This is a genomic window from Nguyenibacter sp. L1, assembly GCF_035199985.1.
Lineage (GTDB): Bacteria > Pseudomonadota > Alphaproteobacteria > Acetobacterales > Acetobacteraceae > Gluconacetobacter > Gluconacetobacter vanlangensis.
The window spans coordinates 2,227,051-2,247,553 of record NZ_CP127015.1; the positions used below are offsets into that span (position 1 = coordinate 2,227,051).

Consider the following 20,503-nt stretch of genomic DNA (forward strand, 5'->3'; position numbering starts at 1 on the left):
CAGTCTGGGCGTCCGATCCGGGCGCCCAAACCCGGACGCCCAAACCCGGACGCCATGACGCCGCCGCCATCTTGCGCTATCGTCACGCCATCGTCGCCGTGCTTTCCCCGCGCCCGGCGCGCCACGAACAGGATCACGTGCCCATGCGGCGGATGGTAAGCCGGCCTTTTCCCCGCCTCGCGCCCGGCTTGCCGCGCCGCCTGCCCCTCGCTCTGGCGGCCTGCGCGGTGCTGGCGGGCTCGCCCCGCCACGCGGATGCGCAGGCGGCGGAGACAGTGTTCGCCCCGCCGGCCCCTCCGCTGGTCGTCTCCGGCCCGCTGACCTTCGCGCCGTTGGTCCGCCAGGTCGTGCCGGCGGTGGTCAATATCGCCGTTACTCAGGGCACCGACACCCAGAGCGCCAACGACCAGCAGAAACGCCAGCCCGTGCCCCCCGGGGTGAAGGGCACGCCCTTCGAGCGGCGCTTCCGCGACCGGATGCGCGCGCGCGGCGAGGAAATGCTGGGGGCCGGGTCGGGCTTCATCATCGACCCCAGCGGCGTGATCGTCACCAACAACCATGTGGTGGGCGAGGCCGACCACATCACCGTCTCGCTGGCCGACGGCAGCGAATATCCCGCGAAGCTGCTGGGCAGCGACGACCTGACCGATATCGCGGTGATCAAGATCCAGGCCCCACATCCGCTGCCCTTCGTCACCTGGGGCGACAGCCGGCAGATCAATGTCGGCGATTGGGTCATGGCGGCGGGCAATCCGTTCGGGCTGGGATCGTCCGTGACGGCGGGCATCGTCTCGGCACGCGGGCGCGATATCGGCGCCAGCCCGTTCGACGATTTCCTGCAACTGGACGCGCCGATCAATCCGGGCAATTCCGGAGGGCCGTCCTTCAATCTCAGCGGCCAGGTGGTGGCGCTGAATACCGCCATCGTGTCGCCCACCGGCGGGTCGGTGGGGATCGGGTTCGGCATTCCGTCCGAGATCGTCGCGCCGATCGTCGCCGAACTGCGGCGCAGCGGGCATATCGATCGCGGCTGGCTGGGCGTGACACTGGCCGACGGCGACGGGCATGACGGGGTGCGCATCACCGATATCGACCGCGATGGACCGGCCCGCCGCGCCAGATTGCGGACCGGCGACATCGTGCTGAGCGTGGGGGATGAGCCGATGGACAGTTCCCGTACCCTGATCCGCACCATCGCCGCCGAACATCCGGGTTCGACCGTCCAGTTGCGCATCCGGCGCCATGGCGCGGTGCTGACGATGCCGGTCGTTGTCGGGCACCGTCCCGAGGACATGGACGATTGACGCCCTGGCGGCGGCCCGGACAATTGCTTTGGCCTGCCGCTCTGGCCAGTGCGCCACGGCGCGACGTAAGATAGGCCGGAAACAAGAAACGGGAGCCGGACCGCATGCATATTCTGGTCGTCGAGGATGATCCGACGGTACGCAACTTCGTGGCCAAAGGCCTGCGCGAGGCCGGACATCTGGTCGAACCGGTCGATAACGGCAAGGACGGGCTGTTCCTGGCCGTCAGCGAGAATTTCGACCTGATCATCCTGGACCGCATGTTGCCGGGCGGCATCGACGGGCTGCGGCTGCTGGAGACGATCCGTGCGCAGAACAACAGCACGCCGGTCCTGCTGCTGTCGGCACTGGCCGACGTGGACGACCGGGTTCAGGGGCTGAAGGCCGGCGGCGACGATTACCTGACCAAGCCCTTCGCCTTCAGCGAGCTGCTGGCGCGGGTCGAGGCGCTGTCGCGGCGCGGGCGCAGCGACAACGTGCCGCAAACGCGCCTGATCGTCGCGGATCTCGAGGTCGACCTGCTGTCGCGCACCGTCCGGCGGGGCGGCCAGCGGATCGACCTGCAGCCGCGCGAATTCCGCCTGCTGGAATATCTGATGCGCCATGCCGGGCAGGTGGTCACCCGCACCATGTTGCTGGAAGGCGTGTGGGATTACCATTTCGACCCGCAGACCAATGTGATCGACGTGCACGTATCGCGCCTGCGCCAGAAGGTGGACAAGCCGTTCGACACGCCGCTGATCCACACGATCCGCAATGCCGGCTACATGCTGCGGGCGGAATAGGAACGGGGGCGGCGCCGGCCATGCAGCCCGGGGGTGAAGACAGAGGACGGGGCGGGCGCCGGCGCTTCAGGCTGCCGCGTTCGGCCAGCCTGCGTTTTTCGCTGGGCTATGGCGTGCTGTTCGCCCTGTCGTCGATCCTGTTCATGTCCTTCATCTGGTGGGGGACGATCGGCTTTCTGGAACGGCAGGTGGAAACCGCCATCAATGCCGATGCGCGGGCGCTGAGCCAGCGCTGGGCCGAAGGCGGCCTGCCCACGCTGGCGCTGACGATCGACGACCGGCTGGAACAGAACCTGGACGACGACGCGATCTATCTGATGGTCGGCCCGACCGGGAACAGGCTGGCGGGCAACCTGTCGGAATGGCCGGCCCAGGTGGTCCGCACCGACCAGTGGTATTCGCTGAAGGTCACGCGGGCCGGCATGCGCGACACGGCGGAAGTGCGGGCCTTCGCGCTGCCGGGCGGGTTCCGCCTGCTGGTCGGGCGCGACGTCCGCGCCCGCGCGGTGCTGCGGCGGCTGCTGACCGACTCGCTGCTCTGGGCCTGGATGATGGTGACCCTGCTGGCGATCAGCGGCGCCGTGCTGGTCCATGGCATGTTCCGCCGCATGATCAAGTCGATTGCCCAGACCAGCTCGGCGATCGCGCGTGGCGACCTATCGCGCCGCATGCCCCTGGTGGGCAATGGGGACGAACTGGACCAGGTCGCCGAGGCGATCAACGAGATGCTGGACCGCATCGTCCGGCTGATGGATGGCGTACGCCAGGTCTCCAACGCCATCGCCCATGATCTGCGCACGCCGATCACCCGCGCCCGCACCCAGTTGGAGGACGCGGCCCTGCATGCCGGCAGCGCGGCCGAACTGCGGCTGGCGATCGAGCGGGCGGTCGGCAACCTGGACAATGTCACTGCGGTGTTCGAGGCGCTGCTGCGCATCGCGCAGATCGAGGCCGGATCGCGCCGGTCGGCCTTCGCCCCCTTCGACCTGGTACCGCTGCTGACCGATATCAGCGATCTGTACGAGGCGGTGGCCGAGGAAAAGCAGATCCGCCTGGCGCTGCGCCTGCCGTCCTGCCTGCCTTTCTACGGCGATAAGGCGCTGATGCAGCAGGCGGTGGCCAATCTGCTGGACAATGCCATCAAATTCTCGCCTGCCGGCGGGACGGTGACGCTGGCTGCGGCCACCGGGCCGGCCTTGCCGGGGCTGACAATGCTCGCGCCGGGCGCCAGCGCGGTCTCGATCGCGGTGACGGACGAGGGTATCGGCATGGACGAGGCCGACCTGGCCCGCGCGTCCGAACGCTTCTTCCGCGCCGAAGCGGCGCGCCATACCCCGGGCGCGGGGCTGGGCCTGTCGCTGGTACAGGCGATCGTACAACTGCATGGCGGCGTGCTGCGCCTGCGCGCGCAGCAACCGGGGCTGTCGGTCCGCATGATCCTGCCGGTCGCGCGGCAGGCGCAGCCGCAGGCCCGCGCGGCCGCGCCCATTCCCATTCCACCCGCCCCGCGGGCGCAGCATCCCGCGGTCGTGACGGAGACTTCACAATCACCCCACGAGCGCGACAGATGACCCCTTCTAGGCTGCGCCATATGAACGCACCGTCCCTTGTCATCCCGGCCCTGCTGGCCGCAAGCCTGTGCGTCTGCGCCTTCGCGCCCGCGCCGGACGGTGCATCGCCCCGGCCGGGCGAGGATCGGGGGCAGGATTCGGGCCCGGAGGCGGGCTCTGATTCCGGGCGCCCGGTCGTGATCACCAGCGACAGCCGCGCCTTCTGCGATCGGCTGGTGACCGTCATCGATGCCTATGGACCGCCCTTGACGCGCGAGGTGAGCGAGTTGCGCATCCATGGCGCGTTGCTGTGCCGCGAGGGCAGGGTCCGGTCGGGCATCATCGATTTGCGCCGCGCCCTGATGGTATTGAAGGAAGACAATCATTCATGACCGCCACCGCCATGACCCGTCTGATCCCGGTGGCCGTGCTTTTGCTGGCCGGCCCGGTGGCCGGGGCGCGGGCGCAGGACGCCGCCGGCCGGCACGGCACGGCCGACACCGAGCTGACCCTGACCGGCGCGGGCGCCGTCCATGCGGCGCCTGATCGGCTGACCGCCACCCTGTTTGCCGAAAGCAACGGCGCCACGCCCGCCGCCGTGCAGGGTCGGGTCAACAGCGTGATCCGTCAGGCCGTGGACGCGGCCAACGCTGCCGGCGGGCTGACCATCGTCACCGATTCCTATGTCGTGCAGCATGACGAAGCGGCCCGGCCAGCCCAGTGGACGGCGCGGCAGGTCATCCGTCTGACGGGCGCGGACGGTACGGCGCTGCTGACCCTGGTGGGCCAGTTGCAGGCGCGCGGGCTGGGCCTGTCGGGGCTGGACTGGTCGCTGTCGCCCGAGCGGCGCAGCGCCCTGACGCAGCAGGCCGAGGCCGAAGCCCTGCGCGACGTGCGCCGTCGGGCCGAGGCCGCGGCCAAGGTGCTGGGCATGACGATGGGGCCGATCCGCACCATCGCGCTGCAGGACCAGGGCACGTCCCGCCCGATGCCCATGATGATGACGGCCGCCCGCGCGTCCATGCCCCCCACCGCCCCCCTCGAGGAACAGACGGTGACGGCCGCCGCCACCGCGACGATCATGCTGCGCCCGTAGCACGACCCATGGGCTATCCAATAAAAAAGCCCGGACTTTTCCGTCCGGGCTTTTTTATTAGGGTCGTCCGGCGCGGATCAGCGCGGCGAGAGGACCATGATCATCTGGCGGTTTTCCAGCTTGGGCATCTGCTCGACCTTCGCCTGCTCGTCCATTTCCGAGCGGATCCGCTCCAGCACCTTGATGCCCAGGTCCTGGTGAGCCATCTCGCGCCCACGGAAGCGCAGCGTCACCTTGACCTTGTCGCCCTCGCCGATGAACGAGCGCATGGCGCGCATCTTCACCTGGTAGTCGTTCTCATCGATATTCGGCCGAACCTTGACCTCCTTGATCTCGATGACCTTCTGCTTCTTGCGGGCCTCGTTACGCTTCTTCTGCTGTTCGTATTTGAACTTGCCGTAATCGAGGATCTTGGCCACCGGCGGTTCGGCGTTCGGGCTGATTTCCAGCAGGTCGAGGCCGACGGCATAGGCGCGCGCCAGCGCCTCGCGCGTGGGCATCACCCCCAGCATCTCGCCATCCGCGTCGATCAGACGCACCTGCGGGACACGGATTTCTTCGTTGACGCGTGGGCCCTCGCGGTTAGGCGGAGTGGGCATCGGAGGTCTGGCTATGGTCGGCTCCTGTGTTCTTTTTCGCGTCCGGACAACGCGCATTCCCCACCGATGCCCAGGGGCATGGGGTCGGAACTGCGCGATACACCTCCGGATACGCCGTTATGTGGCGCAAAGCACCTATCCAGATCAAGCATTCTCGTCGCATGAAGGCTGAAGCCAGCCATGCGTCCCGGGCAGAAGAAACGCCCGGCCATACCGCCAGCACATGGGCGCCGCCATCGGCCAGGGGGATGGCCAGGTCTGACGAAATCAGGCGGCCGCCTGACGCGCCCGGCGCAAATCGGGGGGCAGGGCTTCCTCCGCCAGGGCATCGACGGCCTCATGCAGGGGGACGACCTGTTGCGCCGCGCCGCCCAGGCGGCGAATGGCCACCGTGCCATCCTCGGCCTCCTTGCGGCCGACGACCAGGATGATCGGCACGCGCGCCAGGCTGTGCTCGCGGATCTTGGCGTTGATCTTCTCGTTGCGGATGTCGGTCTCGACCGCCAGCCCCGCCTGCTTCAGCGCGTGGGTCACCTGTTCGGCATAGGGGGCGGCGTCGGTGACGATCGACGCCACCACCACCTGGACCGGCGCCAGCCACAGCGGGAAGCGGCCGGCATGCTGTTCGATCAGGATGCCCAGGAACCGTTCGAACGACCCGAGGATCGCGCGGTGCAGCATGACGGGCCGGTGGCGGGCGCTGTCCTCGCCGATATAGGACGTGTCCAGCCGCTCCGGCAGCACGTAATCCACCTGCAGCGTGCCGCACTGCCAGTCGCGGCCGATGGCGTCGCGCAGGACGAATTCCAGCTTGGGGCCGTAGAACGCGCCCTCGCCCGGATTGCGCTCGTAATCGATCCCGGCCAGGCGGCAGGCTTCGACCAGGGCGGCCTCGGCGCGGTCCCAGCTTTCCTCGGTGCCTGCGCGCTGCTCGGGCCGGTCGGCGAACTTCACCCGGAAGCTCTCGAAGCCCAGATCGGCATAGACTTCGGCCAGCATCCGTACGAAACGCGCGGTCTCGGGCGCGATCTGCGCCTCGGTGCAGAAGATGTGGCCATCATCCTGGGTAAAGGAGCGCACGCGCATGATGCCGTGCAGCGCGCCCGAGGGCTCGTAACGGTGGCAGGCGCCGAATTCGGCCATGCGCAGCGGCAGCTCGCGATAGGAACGCAGGCCGTGGCGGAAGATCTGCACATGGCAGGGGCAGTTCATCGGCTTGAGGGCGAGGGTCTTGTCCTCGTCCTCGACCGTCGCGATGAACATGTGCTCGCGATATTTGTCCCAATGGCCCGAGGCCTCCCACAACGCGCGGTCGACCAGTTGCGGCGTGCGCACTTCCTCATATCCCTCGCGGGTCTGGGCGCGGCGCATATAATCCTGCAAGGCCGTATAGAGGCGCCAGCCCTTGGCATGCCAGAAGATCGAGCCCACCGCCTCTTCCTGGATATGGAACAGGTCCATCTCGCGCCCGATGCGGCGATGGTCGCGGCGCTCGGCTTCCTCGATCTGGTGCAGGTAGGCGTCCAGTTCCTTCTGGTCGCGCCAGGCGGTGCCGTAGATGCGCGTCAGCATCGGGTTGCGGTGATCGCCGCGCCAATAGGCGCCCGCGACCTTCATCAGGCGGAAGGCCGTGCCGACATCGCCGGTGCCGCGCAGATGCGGACCACGGCACAGATCCAGCCATTCGCCCTGGCGGTAGATCGAGATCGGCTCGCTTTCGGGCAGGTCGCGGATCAGCTCGGCCTTGAATCGCTCGCCCCTGGCCTCGAAGAAGCGGATGGCCTCGTCGCGCGGCCAGACCTCACGCGCGAAAGGCGCGTTGGCGGCCACGATCTCGCGCATGCGCGCTTCGATCGCGGGGAAATCCTCGGGAGTGAAAGGCTCGTTGCGATAGAAATCGTAATAGAAGCCGTTCTCGATCGACGGACCGATGGTCACCTGCGTGCCCGGCCACAGCGACTGCACGGCCTCGGCCAGCACATGGGCGGTGTCGTGGCGGATCATCTCCAGCGCCGCCTCGTCCTTGCGCGTGATGAAGCGCACCGCGGCATCGTCGGCGATTTCGCGCGACAGGTCGACCAGCCTGCCGTCCAGCTCCATCGCCAGGGCGGCGCGGGCTAGCCCGGGACCGATGGCCGCCGCCACCGTAGTGCCCGTCACCGGACCGTCAAAGCGGCGAACGGATCCGTCAGGCAGGGTGATGGCAGGCATGGTGTCGATGCTCCGGACTGGAAAGTCGTGCGTGAAGGGAAGTCGCTGTAATGGCGTCAGCCGAGCGACGCCGCAACCCTATCCACACTCAGAGTGGCCAGATCGTCAACGCGGATGACCCGCACCTGCCCCGGCACGCGGCCCAGCGGCGCGGTCAGGGACGGGTCGCTGTCGCGGGAAAACAGCACGGTCGCGGGGCAGCCCATCGCGGCGGCCAGGTGCATGGGGCCGGTATCGTTGCCGACCGCCAGCGCGGCCCGCGCCGCCAGCCCCGCCAGGTCGGCCAGGCCGGTCCGGCCCGTCAGGTCACGCGCCGCCGGGCAGGCCCGGCGAATGGCGGCGGCCAGCGGGGCCTCGGCCGCCGTGCCGGCCACGACGGGCAGCAATCCCCCGTCCAGCAGGTGGCCGGCCAGGGCGCCGAACCGTTCGGCCGGCCAGCGCTTGGCCGGGCGGTGCGGCGCCGCACCCGGCACCAGCAGGGCATAAGGCTGCGGCAGGACCGGGCCGCCCCCGGCCAGCCACGACAGGTCGGCATCCGGGACCTGGGCGATGCCGGCGCGGCGCAACTGGTCGCGCTGGCGGCTGCGGGTGTGCATGGCGTTGCGATGCGGATTGTCGTGCGGCCAGCGGGCGCCGCGGGCGATGCCCGACCAGGCCGGGCGGCCGGCCAGCCGGAAATAGCGCGACGAGCGGCCCGAGGTCTGCAGGTCGTACACCACGTCATGACCGCGCAGCGTCCGGCGCAGCGCCAGCACGCCGCGCACATCCCACCAGGAGGGGCGCGCATCGACCGCCACCCGGTCGAACCACGGGGCGGCGCGCATCAGCTCGGCGAAGGGGGCGGTCGTCAGCAGGGTGATGGCGGCGTCGGGATGATGGGCGCGGATGGCCGCGAACGGTGCGAAGGCCTGGACCAGATCGCCCAGCGCACCCAGCTTGATCACGAGAACGCGCGTCATGCGCCCTGGTTAATCCAGAACGTGCCGCATGGAAACAGCGCCGGGCAAAACATGGGAAAACATGGAGATGCCGGCGCCGCCCCGCGAGGCGGAATCTGGTCCGTCACGATCGGAGGCGACGCCGGAAAGAGGGAGACAGCGTTCGTGCCGCCCGTCTTCATGGAGGTTTCCGTGGTCTTCTTGATTCTTCTTGTTCTTCTGTCTTCTTGGGGGTGCGACCACCCCATGCGTGCTCTGTAGCACATCATGGCAGGACGTCCATGTTACACGGTCACATATGACGCGAACGTGACGCGGTTCGCGCGTTCATGCTAAGCGGTCGGGCCATGGAATCCCCCGCGCCCTGTCCCGTCATCCTGCAGATTTTGCCCGCGCTGGATGCCGGGGGGATCGAACAGGGCACCGTCGAGATGGCGGACGCCATCGTTCGCGGCGGCGGGGTGGCGCTGGTGGCGTGCGCGGCGGGGCGGATGCTGCCGCACCTGCGCCATGCGGGCGGGACGCATGTGCCGCTGGACCTGCGGACCAAGAACCCGCTGCGGATCCTGGCCAATGCCCGGAGGCTGGCCGAGCTGATCCGCGCCCGGGGCGTGCATCTGGTGCATGCGCGCTCTCGCGCGCCGGGGTGGTCGGCCTGGCTGGCCTGCCGGCGGACCGGCGTGCCGCTGGTGACGACCTGGCACGGCGTGTATCGCGAGAACGTCCCGGGCAAGCGGCGCTATAACGCCGTCATGGCGTCCGGATCGCGGGTCATCGCCATCAGCGCCTATATCGCGCGGCGGCTGGCGCGCGATTACGGCGTGGGGCCGGAGCGGCTGCGCGTCATTCCGCGCGGGGCCGACACGGCGCGCTTCGACCCCGAGGCCGTGCGCGGCCATCGGCTGCAGGCCCTGGCCGAACGCTGGGGCCTGCCCGACGACGCGGCAATCATCATGCTGCCGGGGCGCATCACGCCGTGGAAGGGCCAGGCGCTGCTGCTGGAGGCCCTGGCGCGGATGGAGCGGGCCGGCGGATGCGGGCGGAACTGGGCCTGCGTCTTCGTCGGGCCGGGGCGGCGCGGCGACCGGTTCGGCCGCGACCTGCTGCGCACGGTGCGCGCCAGCCCGGCGCTGCGCGGACGGGTGCATTTCGCCGGCCATTGCGCCGACATGCCCGCGGCCCTGGCCCTGGCCGACCTGGTGGTCGTGCCGTCGCTGCGCCCCGAGCCGTTCGGCCGCGTGGTGGTCGAGGCGCAGGCCATGGGCCGCCCGGTCATCGTCGCCGCCCACGGCGCGGCGATGGAAACCGTCCAGGACGGCGAGACCGGGCGGCTGGTCCCGCCGGGCGATGCCGACGCCCTGGCCCGGGCGATCCGCGACATGCTGACGCTGGCGCCCGAGGCGGAAGCGGCAATGGGAGCCGCCGCGCGCCGGGGGGTGCTGGCGCACTATACCACCCGCGCGATGCAGCAGGCGACGCTGCGGGTCTATGATGAGATACTGGGGTCACACATGGAGGCATGGTTCGCCGCCCGGACCCCGGCGGACGCCGACATGCCCGAAACCGCGCCGGAGGAATGCGCCGATGTCCACTGACCCGTTTCATGCTGGCCGGTCCGGCGGCCGGCCGGGCCGGCATCCGGCGCCGCGCGCGGTGTCCTGGGCGCAGACCCTGGCCGTGTTCTGCTTCGGCGCCAGCATCCTGATGGAGCTGGGCCCGTCGGAATGGCACTGGCCGCTCTGGGGCCATGGATGGCCGATCCTGATCCTGGACGGGGTCGGCGCGCTGCTGATGGCCGGCTCGCTGGTGCTGCTGTGGGCGGCGCGGCGGCGATGACCCGACCGGACGACATCCCCCCGGGCAGGACTCGGGACAAGGTCCCGGGCAAGGCCGAGAAGGCCGAGGCCGCGCGGCAGGAGCGCCTGGCGCGCGAGGCCGCGGCCCTGCGCGAGAATCTGCGCCGGCGCAAGCAGCAGTCGCGCGCCCGCGCGGACCTGCCCGCGCCCCGGGCCGAGGACGAAAAGAGCTGATTGCGGAGCGGCCCGGCCTTCGCTAGTGGTCGGGGCTGGTACCGGAGGCGATTCACCCCCTCCACGCGACGGAAGGGAGCAACGATGCCCATCATGCCCGATAGCTGGATTCGACGCATGGCCCAGGAGGCCGGCATGATCGAACCGTTCGTGGAGCGGCAGCAGCGCGAGGGCGTGATTTCCTATGGCCTGTCGTCCTATGGCTATGACGCGCGGGTGGCGTCGGAATTCAAGATCTTCACCGACGTCGACAACGCCCTGGTCGATCCCAAGAATTTCGCGGCCAACAGCTTCGTCACGCGCGAGGGGCCGGCATGCATCATCCCGCCCAACAGCTTCGCGCTGGCGCACACGGTGGAATATTTCCGCATTCCGCGCGACACGCTGGTCGTCTGCCTGGGCAAGTCGACCTATGCCCGCTGCGGCATCATCGTGAACGTCACGCCGCTGGAACCGGAATGGGAAGGCCAGGTGACGATCGAGATCAGCAACACCACCCCCCTGCCGGCGCGCATCTATGCCAATGAGGGGATCTGCCAGTTCCTGTTCTTCCAGGGCGCGTCGCCCTGCGAGGTCAGCTATGCGGACCGTGCCGGCAAGTATATGGGCCAGCGCGGCGTCGCCACCCCCCGGATGTAGGAGAGCCGCGGCATGGACCGTTTCATCATTCGCGGCGGCCACCGGCTGCGGGGCGACATCGTCATCGGGGGCGCCAAGAACGCGGCGCTGAAGCTGCTGGTCGCGGGGCTGCTGACCTCGGACCGGCTGATGCTGCGCAACGTGCCGCGCATCGCCGACATCGCGACCATGCGCCGCCTGCTGGAACAGCACGGGCTGACGGTCGAGGACGTCGAGGGCGACGGGTCCACCCTGGCGGTCGGCGGCAGCATCACCAGCACGGTGGCGCCGTACGACATCGTGTCGCAGATGCGCGCCTCGATTTTAGTGCTGGGCCCGCTGCTGGCCCGCTGCGGCGAGGCGCGGGTGTCGCTGCCCGGCGGATGCGCCATCGGCACGCGGCCGGTGGACATGCACCTGAAGGGGCTGGAGGCGCTGGGCGCCGAGATCTCGCTGGAAAACGGCTATATCAACGCCCGGGCGCCGCGCGGCCTGGTGGGGGAGCGGATCGTCCTGCCCTTCGCCTCGGTCGGGGCGACCGAGAACCTGCTGATGGCCTCGGCCCTGGCGCGGGGACGGACCGAGATCATCAATGCGGCGCGCGAGCCGGAGATCGCCGACCTGGTCGCCTGCCTGAACAACATGGGCGCGCGCATCACCGGGTCGGGCACCGGCACGCTGACCGTCGAGGGCGTCGAGGCGCTGCACGGCACCACCCACCGGGTGATGCCGGACCGGATCGAATGCGGCACCTATGCCTGCGCCGCCGGGATCACGGGCGGGGACCTGCGGCTGGTCGGCGGGCGGATCGAGCATCTGGGCGCCGTGGTGCGCACGCTGGAGGAAGCGGGCGTGGAGGTGCTGCAGGAAGACGACGCGCTGCGCGTGCGCCGGACCGGCGCGCTGCGCGGGGTGGACATCATGACCGAGCCCTATCCCGGCTTTCCCACCGACATGCAGGCGCAGTTCATGGCGCTGCTGTCGGTCGCCGAGGGGGCGTCGATGGTCACCGAGACGATCTTCGAGAACCGCTTCATGCACGTGCCCGAACTGAACCGCATGGGCGCGCGCATCAATGTCCACGGTTCGTCGGCCATCATCCGCGGCGTGCATGCGCTGTCGGGCGCGCCGGTGATGGCGACCGACCTGCGGGCCTCGTTCTCGCTGATCCTGGCGGGCCTGGCCGCGCATGGCGAGACGATCCTCAGCCGGGTCTATCACCTCGATCGCGGCTATGAGGCCGTGGAGCAGAAGCTGGCGCGCTGTGGCGCGCAGATCGCGCGGGTATGCGACTGACGCGGCGGGGCCGCGGGGCGGGGCCGCGGCCTCGGCCCTTCCGGCGGGCGGGCGGAATGTGATAAGGCGCAGCGCACATGGCGCCCGCACCCGGCGGATGGGGCCAGGCCGCCCCGGAAACGCGGCGGCCCCGGGGCGCGTTTCGAAGCTGCTGGAGAGTGCATGACCGCCCCGATCCCGGACACGAAGCTGGTCCTTGCCCTGCCGAAGGGGCGCATCCTGAAGGCCGCGTCCCCGCTGCTGGCCGGCGCCGGCATCCTGCCGGCCGCCGATTGCCTGGACGAGGGCAGCCGCCGGCTGCGCTTTCCGACCAACGACCCGATGCTGGACGTGGTGCGGGTGCGGTCGTTCGACGTCGCGACCTTCGTCGCCTTCGGCGGCGCGCAACTGGGGATCTGCGGCGCCGACGTGCTGATGGAATTCGATTATCCGGAGATCTATGCGCCGCTGGACCTGCGGATCGGCGCGTGCCGCGTGTCGGTCGCGCGCCCCAGTGAGCAGGGCGTGGGCAAACAGGGCACGGGTGACAACCCGGCCCGCTGGTCGCGGGTGCGGGTGGCCACCAAATATCCCGCGATCACCCGCCGCCATTTCGCCGCGCGGGGCATCAATGCCGACATCGTGCATCTGCATGGCGCGATGGAGCTGGCCCCGGTGCTGGACCTGTCGCAACTGATCGTCGACCTGGTCGATACCGGGTCCACCCTGCGCGCCAACGGGCTGGAGGAGACCGAGACGATCGCCCACGTCACCAGCCGGCTGATCGTCAACCGCACCGCGCTGAAGACCCAGCCCGAGCGCATCGGCGCGCTGATCGCCCGGTTCCGCCAGGCGCTGGGCGCGCAGGCCCCGCGGGAGGCCGCCACCGCATGAAACGCCTGGACACCGCGCAGCCCGATTTCGACGCCGCCTTCGCCCGCCTGCTGGATGAGCGCGCGGGGGATACCGCCCGGGTGGACGGCCCGGTCAGCGAGATCATCGCCGCCGTGCGCGCCCGGGGGGACGAGGCGCTGTGCGCCTATACCGCGCGCTTCGACCGGATGGCGATCACCCCCGACCGGCTGCGCGTCACCGAGGCCGAGATCGATGCCGCGTGCGCCCGGGTGAGCGACGCGCTGCTGGCGGCGCTGGATGTCGCGGCCGATCGGATCGAGGCGTTTCATCGCGCCCAGATGCCCGCCGACCTGCGCTATACCGACGCGCAGGGGGTCGAGCTGGGCATGCGCTGGACGGCGCTGGACGCGGTGGGGCTGTATGTGCCCGGCGGGACCGCGGCCTATCCGTCCTCGGTGCTGATGAATGCGGTGCCGGCCCGGGTGGCCGGGGTCGCGCGGCTGGCGATGTGCGTGCCCACGCCGGACGGGGTGCTGAACCCGCTGGTGCTGGCGGCGGCCCGGCGCGCCGGGGTCAGCGAGATCTATCGCGTGGGGGGCGCGCAGGCCGTGGCCGCCATGGCCTATGGCACGGCGAGCATCCGCCCGGTGGACCGGGTGGTGGGTCCGGGCAATGCCTATGTGGCCGAAGCCAAGCGCCAGGTGTTCGGCCGGGTGGGCATCGACAGCATCGCCGGTCCGTCGGAAGTCGTGGTGGTGGCCGATGCCGGCACCGATCCGCGCATCGTCGCGCTGGACCTGCTGGCCCAGGCCGAGCATGACGCGCTGGCGCAGTCGATCCTGATCACCCAGGACGCGGCCCTGGCCGGGCAGGTGGCGGCGTGCGTCGCAGCCGAGTTGCGCACCCTGCCGCGGGCGGCGATCGCCGGCGCGAGTTGGGACGCGCACGGCGCCATCATCACCGTGCGCGACCTGGACGAGGCCGCGTCGCTGATCGATGCGATCGCGCCCGAGCATCTGGAACTGCTGCTGGAAGACCCCGAGCCGCTTTTTGCCCGGGTACGGCATGCCGGCGCGGTGTTCCTGGGCCGCCAGTGCGCCGAGGCGATCGGCGATTATGTCGGCGGCCCGAACCACGTGCTGCCGACCAGCCGGACGGCGCGCTTCGCCTCGGGCCTGTCGGTGTTCGATTTCCTGAAGCGCACCACCTTCATCGGCGCGGGGGCCGACGCGCTGCGCCGGATCGGGCCGGCCGCGGTGGCGCTGGCGCGGGCCGAGGGGCTGGACGCGCACGCGCTGAGCGTCTCGGCACGGCTGGACGCAATCGTGACCGGCGTCGACAAAGCTTGACCGCGGCGCCGACAATCCGCACATATCCGCGTGCATTCTCTCTATCGGGCCTCGGGATCGCCTTGCGCGACGATCCCGGCGCTCGGCTTGTCCCTTGTACCGGCCCGGCGCCGGTCAATCAGAAGATCGAAGGACCCGATGTCTAAGGAAGACATGATCGAATTCAGCGGCACGGTCACCGAGCTGCTGCCCAATGCCATGTTCCGCGTCAAGCTGGACAATGAACACATGATCCTGGCCCACACCAGCGGCAAGATGCGCAAGAACCGCATCCGCGTCCTGGCCGGCGACCGGGTGAATGTCGAAATGACGCCGTACGATCTCAGCAAGGGTCGCATCACCTTCCGCTTCAAGTAAGGCGGCGGTACTCCTCTTGTCCGACCCGTTCCCGTCCGATCCGCATTCGTCCGCCCCGCCGCTGCCGGGGCTGGTCCTGGCCTCCGCCTCGCCGCGCCGCCGCGACCTGCTGGCGCAGATCGGATTGCAGCCGCGGCGCATCGTCGCCGCCGATCTGGACGAAACGCCGCTTGCCGGCGAACTGCCCCGCCTCTATGCCCAGCGCCTGGCGCGCGAGAAGGCCGCCCATGTCGCGGCCGCGCTGGACGAGCCCGCCCTGGTCCTGGGCGCGGATACGGTCGTGGCGCTGGGACGGCGCATCCTGCCCAAGGCCGAGGACCGCGAGACCGCGCGGCACTGCCTGACCCTGCTGTCCGGCCGGCGCCATACGGTGCTGACCGCCGTGGCCCTGCGCCCCAGCGCGGCGTGGCCGCAGGGCCGGGCGGCGGAACGGCTGGTGGCCAGCACCGTCAGCTTCGCCCGGCTGACCGAAAGGCAGATCGCGGCGCTGCTGGATGCCGGCGACTGGCACGGCAAGGCCGGGGGCTATGCCATCCAGGGCCATGCGGCGGCCTTTGTCCGGTTCCTGTCGGGCAGCCCGTCCAGCGTGATCGGGCTGCCGCTGTTCGAGGTGGCGCAGTTGCTGCGCGGCCAGAAAGGGGACTGGATCCGGTGACGGTGCAGATCCGGGCCGCCGGCGCGCCAGGTGAGATCCGCCTGGCCGTGACGGACGACGCCGGATTGCGCGATTATGCGCTGTGGCGCCCCGCGCATCCGGACGGGGTGGGCGACATCCATCGTGGCCGCGCCGGGGCGCGCCTGCCGGCGCTGGGGGGCACCTTCATCGACCTGGCGGACGGGCTGAGCGGCTTTCTGCCCGACTCGGCCGCCCCCGGTCCGCTGGCCGAGGGCGACCCGGTGCTGGTGCGCGTTACCCGCGCGGCGCAGGGCGGCAAGGGCGCGCGCCTGGCCGCGTGTTCCCCCGGCGACTTGCCGCCGGGCGGCGCGCCGCCCGGCCTGGCCGGGCCGCCCGTCCTGCTGGCGCGCGGCCCGACGCCGCTGGCGGCACTGGCCGCGTCCTGGCCCGACGCGCCGATCCTGGTCGCGGATGCCGCCATCGCCGCGCGCCTGCCGCCCGCGTTGCGGCCGCGCCTGCACCGCGTCGCCCAGGCGTTCGATTCCGAGGCCGAGGCCGCCGTCGCGGCGCTGGCCGAGCCGAGCGTCGACCTGCCGGGCGGCATGCGCGCCACCATTACTCCGACCCCTGCCCTGGTGGCGATCGACATGGATGGCGGCGCCGCCAGCACCGACCGGCGCGCCAAGCAGACCGCGCAATTCGCCGCCAACCGCGACGCGTTGCCGGCGTTGCTGCATCAGATCCGGTTGCGCAACCTGTCCGGGGCGATCGTGCTGGATGTCGCGGGGCTGGCGATCCGCAAGCGCCAGGCGCTGCGCGACACGATCGAGGGCGCCCTGGCGCGGGACCCGCTGCGCCCGCGCTTTCTGGGGTTCACCGCGCTGGGCCTGGCGGAAATCCTGCGTCCGCGCGTGGGGCCGCCGCTGCATGAATTGCTGTCCGGCGCCACGGGCCGCGCCCTGCGCATGCTGGACGAGTGGGCGCGCCAGGCGGCCGGACGGCATGGGACGGCGCCGGCCCTGCGCGTGGGCACCGACCTGGCCCGCGCGCTGGAGGCGAACCCGGACGCCGTGGACGATGCCGCGCGCCTGTCCGGCCACCAATTGGCCTGGCGGCTGGACCCGTCCCTGCCACCCCTGGGCTGGAGCCATGACCGTGACTGAACCGACTGCACTGCCCCCCTGCCCGATCTGCGGCCGGCCCGGCGACCCGACATTCCGTCCGTTCTGTTCCCGGCGCTGCGCGGATATCGATCTGGGCCATTGGTTCACCGAACGCTATCGCGTGCCCGACAGCGACGAGGGATCGCAAATCTTTGACGAAAACGAGTCGAGACGGGTTGATCCCGACGATGAGGTGGGATAGATCACACCCCCACGGCGGAACGGCCCCGGTCGCTTCGCCCCGCCGGACCACGGCCCGGTGCCCAAGTAGCTCAGTTGGTAGAGCATGCGACTGAAAATCGCAGTGTCGGTGGTTCGATTCCGCCCTTGGGCACCATCTTCGTGTTTGCCGCTGCCTGTCGGCGTTTGAGAATCCCCGAAAAACTGCTGTTTTTATGTGTTCGCTGGCTGCGGGCGTTTGCTTTTGGTTGCCGTGGGGCGGGGTGTTTGCGGGGTATGATCGGGGTAGCCGGTGGGATTCACCCATACAGAGCGCCACGAAGGAGCTGTATGCTCTGCGGCATCTTCTGGCCCCTGGGCAAGCTCTGGATTGTGGACGAGGCGTCGCTGGTTTCGGCACGTGATACCGCAGAGCTGCTGGATACCGCAGAGCTGCTGGCACTGGCGGAGACCCGTCGCGGGGCGCGCGGCGGTGGAGGGCCGGCCTTGCCGGAGACGTGAAAAAGGTCCTGGCTGGCCCGGATTCGTATGGCGGGTATGTGCATAAGGGACAAGAGACATGGTTCGAGCGAATGGCACGTGGGGATTTCGCGGCGCCAGACCGTCTATACCGACGACCGCGCCAGGTTTCATCGCGGCCATTCAGGAACGGTCGGGCGTGGCGCAAACTGCCCTTCCGCTCGGTCGGACGTCCGTAGGGCAAGACCGCCGCCATTCAGGGTGTGATTTTGCGAGGCGCTGCATATCGGGTTGTGGGCTCCGCAACCCCAACTTCATTTCGTATTGGCAGCTTCCTCGCGCAACCACTGCAAAAAAGCTGCGACATCCCCAGCCATTGCCTGCGTCTGCGCGATATAAACCCAGGTTGCACGTTCTACAGCCACAAATCCTAGCGGCGCGACCAGGCGTCCCGCGCCGAGATCGTCCCGGACCAGAATCTCCGGCGAGATCGCGAAGCCCAGGCCGCCTCGCGCGGCCTGAATAGCGAGCGACAGCGTCTCAAATCTTCTTCCTCCACGCGAACCGACGTTAATTCCCACCGCTGTTCCCCATTCTGTCCAAGCGCCCAGTCGAGATTCTGCATGCAGCATCATCGAAGTCGGAATATCCTTGGCATTCTGCGGCAGGCTCGGTTTGCCCGGAGCACATACCGGACCAATCACGTCGCCCATGAGATGAATGCCGACAAGATCGTCGGGCGAAGGGACCAGTTCGCCGACGATCAGCGCATCTACCCGACCCGAACGCAGAGCCGCAACATCAGTGCAGGTCTGAAAGTTCAGGACCGAATCCGGATGCTTCTCCGAGAACGCCTCGATCCGTGGCAAAATCCATTGCGCTAAAAACGTCGCCGAAGATCCAACGGTGATGGATCGCTCCTTACGTTGCCGTCTGATCCTGCTACATTCCTCCTCCAGAAGCGAAAAGGCCTGCGCGCAGACGGTACGAAGGCGCTCCCCGTCCTCCGTCAGCCTAACGCCGCCGCTATGACGCTCAAACACCGCTTTCCCCAGCCAGTCCTCCAAAGCCCGGATCTGATGGCTGATCGCACCATGCGTAAGGCCCAAGGTCGCCGCCGCATGGGTAAAACTCGAAAACCCGGCAACTGCCTCAAAGCTCTTCAATGTCCGAAGTACCGGTAGTTTCCGCATGACTGTTAAATTCCTTCACATCTTATGTGCATCGAATTAGTTCGGCACGGTCAGCTCGAAGCTCTAATATCTAGCTCAGAAACCTAAGAAAGCCTCAACCTCATGAGTCTCTCGGTGATCATCCGTGAACTGGAGTTGGTCGAGGAAGTATCCTCGCAGCTCGGCAAGTCTGTTACAATATTTGGCAGTGCACGAATTCGGCCGGACAACCCCGTTTTCCAGCTCGCACGCCAAGTCGCCTATGAACTTGCTACCTCCGGCTACACCGTTATCTCCGGGGGAGGACCAGGGATCATGCGCGCCGCCTCAGAAGGCGCCCGTGAGGCCGGGGGACCGGCGGTAGGCTTCAACATCAGTCTTCCGTTTGAGCCACCCAATATCGGTCTTCAGGATGTGTCTCTGACCTTCGATAATTTCTTCACACGAAAGCTGGCCTTCGCCCGTTGCTCGCATGGCTTCATTGCCATGCCGGGCGGAATGGGCACTCTCGACGAACTTTTTGATATTCTCACCCTCATCCAGACGCAGAAGCTGAAACCGCGCCCCATCGCGCTTGTCGGCAGTGACTTCTGGGTCGGCCTGCTAAGCTGGATGCGAGAACAGCTTGTCCTACGTGGCCTCGTGTCTGCCGAGGAAGTCGATGCAATCGGCGTCTTCGACACTGCGCAGCAGGTGTGCACCTTCTTCCAGTCCGAGGCGCAGGTGACCGAACGCCTCTGCCACTCAGTCTGACTGCATGTCGCCGGATGGCCAGCACAGCCGCTTGTCCGCGGCATTTTGAAAGAGACAACTTTATGGTAACTCATACTCCTCAACTGGTAATGTTCACTGGAGGACGCGACAGCACGCTGGCTGCATGCCATCTTATGCTGCAAGGCATTCCGGTGCATCTTTTCAGCGGCGACAGCGGATGTTCGCTTCACCGCGGCATCCTGGCCTATCGCGTCAAGGAATTGCGGCAACGCTTCGGTGATCTCGTCGTCACCCATGTCGTTCAGGAAACCGCAGGTGCGTTCCGCGCGATCGCGATCGCGACGCTGGAGGATGACATTCTTCGGGACCGGAAGAACCTCGTGCTGCTGGGCGAAAAGATAGCGATCCACGCCCATGTCATCGACTACTGCGTGCGCAACGGCATCTCGACCATCAATGACGGTATCGCTTTCTACCAGAAGGAATTTCCAGAGCAACGCATGATCGCGAAGGAGTATTTCATCAGGTTCATGAGCGAATACGGAATCACCTACAACAGCCCGATCTATGACTTCGCAAAATCAGCAGATGACGTGAAATACCGGCTGCTCCAGATCGGGATTTCAACCAAATCGCTCGAAGGGATTTCGATCTTCGCTGACAGCTTCTCATTGCCGTCCGACGAGATCATCCTCTCCTATCTCGCCCGAAAGGAAGCGCTCTGCCGCGACATTATCAGCTTTCTGTCAGGTGGTATCAAACCGGGTCAAGCCTTACCCCCGGCGCTGGTGCAAGATCGCGAACGTGCAATCGCATGAACTCGGCTCGCACGTCTCCGCACGACATGATTGAGAAATGTGCCGCCATTATTCTGAAGAATCGCAAGCTTTTGGTAGTACGCAAGCGCGGTACGATGATCTTCATCTCTCCCGGGGGGAAAATTGAGCCAGGCGAAACCCAGCTCGATTGCCTGCGCCGCGAGATCGCGGAAGAGCTCTGCACCGAAATTACCGAAGCGACCTCGTTCGGTTTATTCGAACGGTCATCCGCTCTCGAAGACCTGACGATCCGAGTCCACGTCTGGACCACGAAGACTGCTCAAGATTGCGCTCCTGGCGGTGAGATCGAGGAAATCCGCTGGATTACCGGCGCCGAGCATCTGCCGCTTGGCTCCGTCTTTGCAGAATGCGTGCTTCCTGAACTTGTACGCCAAGGGCTGGTCGATGCCTAAC

24 protein-coding genes and 1 tRNA gene are annotated in these 20,503 nt (G+C 68.2%); 21 read left to right on the top strand and 4 right to left on the bottom strand.

All coding sequences use genetic code 11. The annotated features are described in order from the left end of the window. The first annotated feature begins 143 nt into the window (after positions 1-143). The 5 genes from QN315_RS09985 (at position 144) to QN315_RS10005 (ending at position 4,735) form a co-directional block, all read left to right on the top strand. A complete protein-coding gene (locus tag QN315_RS09985) occupies positions 144-1,304 on the top strand; it encodes a trypsin-like peptidase domain-containing protein (RefSeq protein WP_323989119.1) in 1,161 nt (386 codons plus the stop codon). A gap of 104 nt (positions 1,305-1,408) precedes the next feature. After that, positions 1,409-2,089, top strand: a complete 681-nt coding sequence (locus QN315_RS09990; protein WP_176640728.1) for a response regulator transcription factor — start codon at positions 1,409-1,411, stop codon at positions 2,087-2,089. A 20-nt stretch (positions 2,090-2,109) separates the two neighbouring features. Next, a complete protein-coding gene (locus QN315_RS09995; RefSeq protein ID WP_323989121.1) occupies positions 2,110-3,660 on the top strand; it encodes a HAMP domain-containing sensor histidine kinase in 1,551 nt (516 codons plus the stop codon). A gap of 20 nt (positions 3,661-3,680) precedes the next feature. Beyond that, complete coding sequence (locus tag QN315_RS10000; protein ID WP_176642034.1) at positions 3,681-4,031, top strand: hypothetical protein; 351 nt, start codon at positions 3,681-3,683, stop codon at positions 4,029-4,031. Continuing rightward, positions 4,028-4,735, top strand: a complete 708-nt coding sequence (locus tag QN315_RS10005) for an SIMPL domain-containing protein (RefSeq protein WP_323989122.1) — start codon at positions 4,028-4,030, stop codon at positions 4,733-4,735. Before QN315_RS10000 ends, QN315_RS10005 begins: the two co-directional genes overlap by 4 nt. Positions 4,736-4,812: 77 nt before the next feature. Here the strand turns inward: QN315_RS10005 and infC are convergent, their stop codons facing one another. From infC to QN315_RS10020, 3 genes are all read right to left on the bottom strand, one after another. Further along, complete coding sequence (gene infC, locus QN315_RS10010; protein ID WP_176640712.1) at positions 4,813-5,334, bottom strand: translation initiation factor IF-3; 522 nt, start codon at positions 5,332-5,334, stop codon at positions 4,813-4,815. A gap of 267 nt (positions 5,335-5,601) precedes the next feature. After that, the gene (gene thrS / locus QN315_RS10015; RefSeq protein WP_323989123.1) at positions 5,602-7,545 is read right to left on the bottom strand and encodes a threonine--tRNA ligase; all 1,944 of its coding nucleotides are present in this window, start codon (positions 7,543-7,545) and stop codon (positions 5,602-5,604) included. A gap of 56 nt (positions 7,546-7,601) precedes the next feature. After that, positions 7,602-8,504, bottom strand: coding sequence for a glycosyltransferase family 9 protein (locus tag QN315_RS10020; protein WP_323989124.1), 903 nt, complete (start codon positions 8,502-8,504; stop codon positions 7,602-7,604). Positions 8,505-8,830: 326 nt separating this feature from the next. Here QN315_RS10020 and QN315_RS10025 point away from each other — a divergent pair, with 326 nt between their 5' ends. The 13 genes from QN315_RS10025 to QN315_RS10085 all read left to right on the top strand — a co-directional run bounded on the left by QN315_RS10025 (position 8,831) and on the right by QN315_RS10085 (position 17,427). Beyond that, positions 8,831-10,078, top strand: coding sequence for a glycosyltransferase family 4 protein (locus QN315_RS10025; RefSeq protein ID WP_323989125.1), 1,248 nt, complete (start codon positions 8,831-8,833; stop codon positions 10,076-10,078). Continuing rightward, a complete protein-coding gene (locus QN315_RS10030; RefSeq protein ID WP_323989126.1) occupies positions 10,068-10,319 on the top strand; it encodes a hypothetical protein in 252 nt (83 codons plus the stop codon). Before QN315_RS10025 ends, QN315_RS10030 begins: the two co-directional genes overlap by 11 nt. After that, positions 10,316-10,513 carry a hypothetical protein gene (locus QN315_RS10035; RefSeq protein ID WP_323989127.1) on the top strand — a complete coding sequence of 66 codons (198 nt, stop codon included), beginning with the start codon at positions 10,316-10,318 and terminating at the stop codon, positions 10,511-10,513. The genes QN315_RS10030 and QN315_RS10035 overlap by 4 nt, the downstream gene beginning before the upstream one ends. Positions 10,514-10,597: 84 nt before the next feature. Further along, positions 10,598-11,152: a dCTP deaminase gene (gene dcd / locus QN315_RS10040; protein WP_176641156.1), complete on the top strand. Its 555-nt coding sequence runs from the start codon at positions 10,598-10,600 to the stop codon at positions 11,150-11,152. Positions 11,153-11,164: 12 nt separating this feature from the next. Beyond that, the gene (gene murA, locus QN315_RS10045; RefSeq protein WP_323989128.1) at positions 11,165-12,427 is read left to right on the top strand and encodes a UDP-N-acetylglucosamine 1-carboxyvinyltransferase; all 1,263 of its coding nucleotides are present in this window, start codon (positions 11,165-11,167) and stop codon (positions 12,425-12,427) included. 162 nt (positions 12,428-12,589) lie between these two features. Next, a complete protein-coding gene (gene hisG, locus QN315_RS10050; protein ID WP_323989129.1) occupies positions 12,590-13,300 on the top strand; it encodes an ATP phosphoribosyltransferase in 711 nt (236 codons plus the stop codon). Beyond that, a complete protein-coding gene (gene hisD / locus QN315_RS10055) occupies positions 13,297-14,610 on the top strand; it encodes a histidinol dehydrogenase (RefSeq protein ID WP_323989130.1) in 1,314 nt (437 codons plus the stop codon). Before hisG ends, hisD begins: the two co-directional genes overlap by 4 nt. A 138-nt stretch (positions 14,611-14,748) precedes the next feature. Beyond that, positions 14,749-14,967: a translation initiation factor IF-1 gene (infA, locus tag QN315_RS10060; RefSeq protein WP_003622234.1), complete on the top strand. Its 219-nt coding sequence runs from the start codon at positions 14,749-14,751 to the stop codon at positions 14,965-14,967. Positions 14,968-14,983: 16 nt separating this feature from the next. Continuing rightward, positions 14,984-15,622 (top strand): Maf family protein, encoded by a 639-nt coding sequence (locus QN315_RS10065; protein WP_323989138.1) that lies wholly within the window; start codon positions 14,984-14,986, stop codon positions 15,620-15,622. Continuing rightward, on the top strand, positions 15,619-16,746 hold the full coding sequence (locus tag QN315_RS10070) for a ribonuclease E/G (protein ID WP_323989139.1): 1,128 nt from the start codon (positions 15,619-15,621) through the stop codon (positions 16,744-16,746). The genes QN315_RS10065 and QN315_RS10070 overlap by 4 nt, the downstream gene beginning before the upstream one ends. Then, positions 16,733-16,948 (top strand): DNA gyrase inhibitor YacG, encoded by a 216-nt coding sequence (locus QN315_RS10075; protein WP_176639035.1) that lies wholly within the window; start codon positions 16,733-16,735, stop codon positions 16,946-16,948. The genes QN315_RS10070 and QN315_RS10075 overlap by 14 nt, the downstream gene beginning before the upstream one ends. Before the next feature lie 59 nt (positions 16,949-17,007). Continuing rightward, positions 17,008-17,083 (top strand) — tRNA-Phe (locus QN315_RS10080). 173 nt (positions 17,084-17,256) lie between these two features. Next, positions 17,257-17,427 carry a hypothetical protein gene (locus tag QN315_RS10085; protein WP_323989140.1) on the top strand — a complete coding sequence of 57 codons (171 nt, stop codon included), beginning with the start codon at positions 17,257-17,259 and terminating at the stop codon, positions 17,425-17,427. A 272-nt stretch (positions 17,428-17,699) separates the two neighbouring features. On the opposite strand, the gene QN315_RS10090 is transcribed toward QN315_RS10085, so the two are convergent. After that, the gene (locus QN315_RS10090) at positions 17,700-18,578 is read right to left on the bottom strand and encodes a LysR substrate-binding domain-containing protein (protein ID WP_323989141.1); all 879 of its coding nucleotides are present in this window, start codon (positions 18,576-18,578) and stop codon (positions 17,700-17,702) included. Positions 18,579-18,692: 114 nt separating this feature from the next. Here QN315_RS10090 and QN315_RS10095 point away from each other — a divergent pair, with 114 nt between their 5' ends. Genes QN315_RS10095 through QN315_RS10105 form a run of 3 tightly spaced genes read left to right on the top strand, consistent with a single transcriptional unit; the run spans position 18,693 to position 20,502 of the window. Continuing rightward, the gene (locus tag QN315_RS10095) at positions 18,693-19,310 is read left to right on the top strand and encodes a TIGR00730 family Rossman fold protein (RefSeq protein ID WP_323989142.1); all 618 of its coding nucleotides are present in this window, start codon (positions 18,693-18,695) and stop codon (positions 19,308-19,310) included. Positions 19,311-19,324: 14 nt separating this feature from the next. Beyond that, entirely contained in the window at positions 19,325-20,089 is a 765-nt protein-coding gene (locus QN315_RS10100; RefSeq protein WP_323989143.1) for a hypothetical protein, read from the top strand. Further along, positions 20,086-20,502 (top strand): NUDIX domain-containing protein, encoded by a 417-nt coding sequence (locus QN315_RS10105; protein WP_323989144.1) that lies wholly within the window; start codon positions 20,086-20,088, stop codon positions 20,500-20,502. Before QN315_RS10100 ends, QN315_RS10105 begins: the two co-directional genes overlap by 4 nt. Position 20,503 lies beyond the last annotated feature (1 nt).

Bases quoted from the DNA above. Each gene is read 5' to 3' on its own strand.
- QN315_RS09985 (WP_323989119.1), top strand. From the start codon at position 144: ATGCGGCGGATGGTAAGCCGGCCTTTTCCCCGCCTCGCGCCCGGCTTG.
- QN315_RS09990 (WP_176640728.1), top strand. From the start codon at position 1,409: ATGCATATTCTGGTCGTCGAGGATGATCCGACGGTACGCAACTTCGTG.
- QN315_RS09995 (WP_323989121.1), top strand. From the start codon at position 2,110: ATGCAGCCCGGGGGTGAAGACAGAGGACGGGGCGGGCGCCGGCGCTTC.
- QN315_RS10000 (WP_176642034.1), top strand. From the start codon at position 3,681: ATGAACGCACCGTCCCTTGTCATCCCGGCCCTGCTGGCCGCAAGCCTG.
- QN315_RS10005 (WP_323989122.1), top strand. From the start codon at position 4,028: ATGACCGCCACCGCCATGACCCGTCTGATCCCGGTGGCCGTGCTTTTG.
- infC (WP_176640712.1), bottom strand. From the start codon at position 5,334: ATGCCCACTCCGCCTAACCGCGAGGGCCCACGCGTCAACGAAGAAATC.
- thrS (WP_323989123.1), bottom strand. From the start codon at position 7,545: ATGCCTGCCATCACCCTGCCTGACGGATCCGTTCGCCGCTTTGACGGT.
- QN315_RS10020 (WP_323989124.1), bottom strand. From the start codon at position 8,504: ATGACGCGCGTTCTCGTGATCAAGCTGGGTGCGCTGGGCGATCTGGTC.
- QN315_RS10025 (WP_323989125.1), top strand. From the start codon at position 8,831: ATGGAATCCCCCGCGCCCTGTCCCGTCATCCTGCAGATTTTGCCCGCG.
- QN315_RS10030 (WP_323989126.1), top strand. From the start codon at position 10,068: ATGTCCACTGACCCGTTTCATGCTGGCCGGTCCGGCGGCCGGCCGGGC.
- QN315_RS10035 (WP_323989127.1), top strand. From the start codon at position 10,316: ATGACCCGACCGGACGACATCCCCCCGGGCAGGACTCGGGACAAGGTC.
- dcd (WP_176641156.1), top strand. From the start codon at position 10,598: ATGCCCATCATGCCCGATAGCTGGATTCGACGCATGGCCCAGGAGGCC.
- murA (WP_323989128.1), top strand. From the start codon at position 11,165: ATGGACCGTTTCATCATTCGCGGCGGCCACCGGCTGCGGGGCGACATC.
- hisG (WP_323989129.1), top strand. From the start codon at position 12,590: ATGACCGCCCCGATCCCGGACACGAAGCTGGTCCTTGCCCTGCCGAAG.
- hisD (WP_323989130.1), top strand. From the start codon at position 13,297: ATGAAACGCCTGGACACCGCGCAGCCCGATTTCGACGCCGCCTTCGCC.
- infA (WP_003622234.1), top strand. From the start codon at position 14,749: ATGTCTAAGGAAGACATGATCGAATTCAGCGGCACGGTCACCGAGCTG.
- QN315_RS10075 (WP_176639035.1), top strand. From the start codon at position 16,733: ATGACCGTGACTGAACCGACTGCACTGCCCCCCTGCCCGATCTGCGGC.
- QN315_RS10085 (WP_323989140.1), top strand. From the start codon at position 17,257: ATGCTCTGCGGCATCTTCTGGCCCCTGGGCAAGCTCTGGATTGTGGAC.
- QN315_RS10090 (WP_323989141.1), bottom strand. From the start codon at position 18,578: ATGCGGAAACTACCGGTACTTCGGACATTGAAGAGCTTTGAGGCAGTT.
- QN315_RS10100 (WP_323989143.1), top strand. From the start codon at position 19,325: ATGGCCAGCACAGCCGCTTGTCCGCGGCATTTTGAAAGAGACAACTTT.
- QN315_RS10105 (WP_323989144.1), top strand. From the start codon at position 20,086: ATGAACTCGGCTCGCACGTCTCCGCACGACATGATTGAGAAATGTGCC.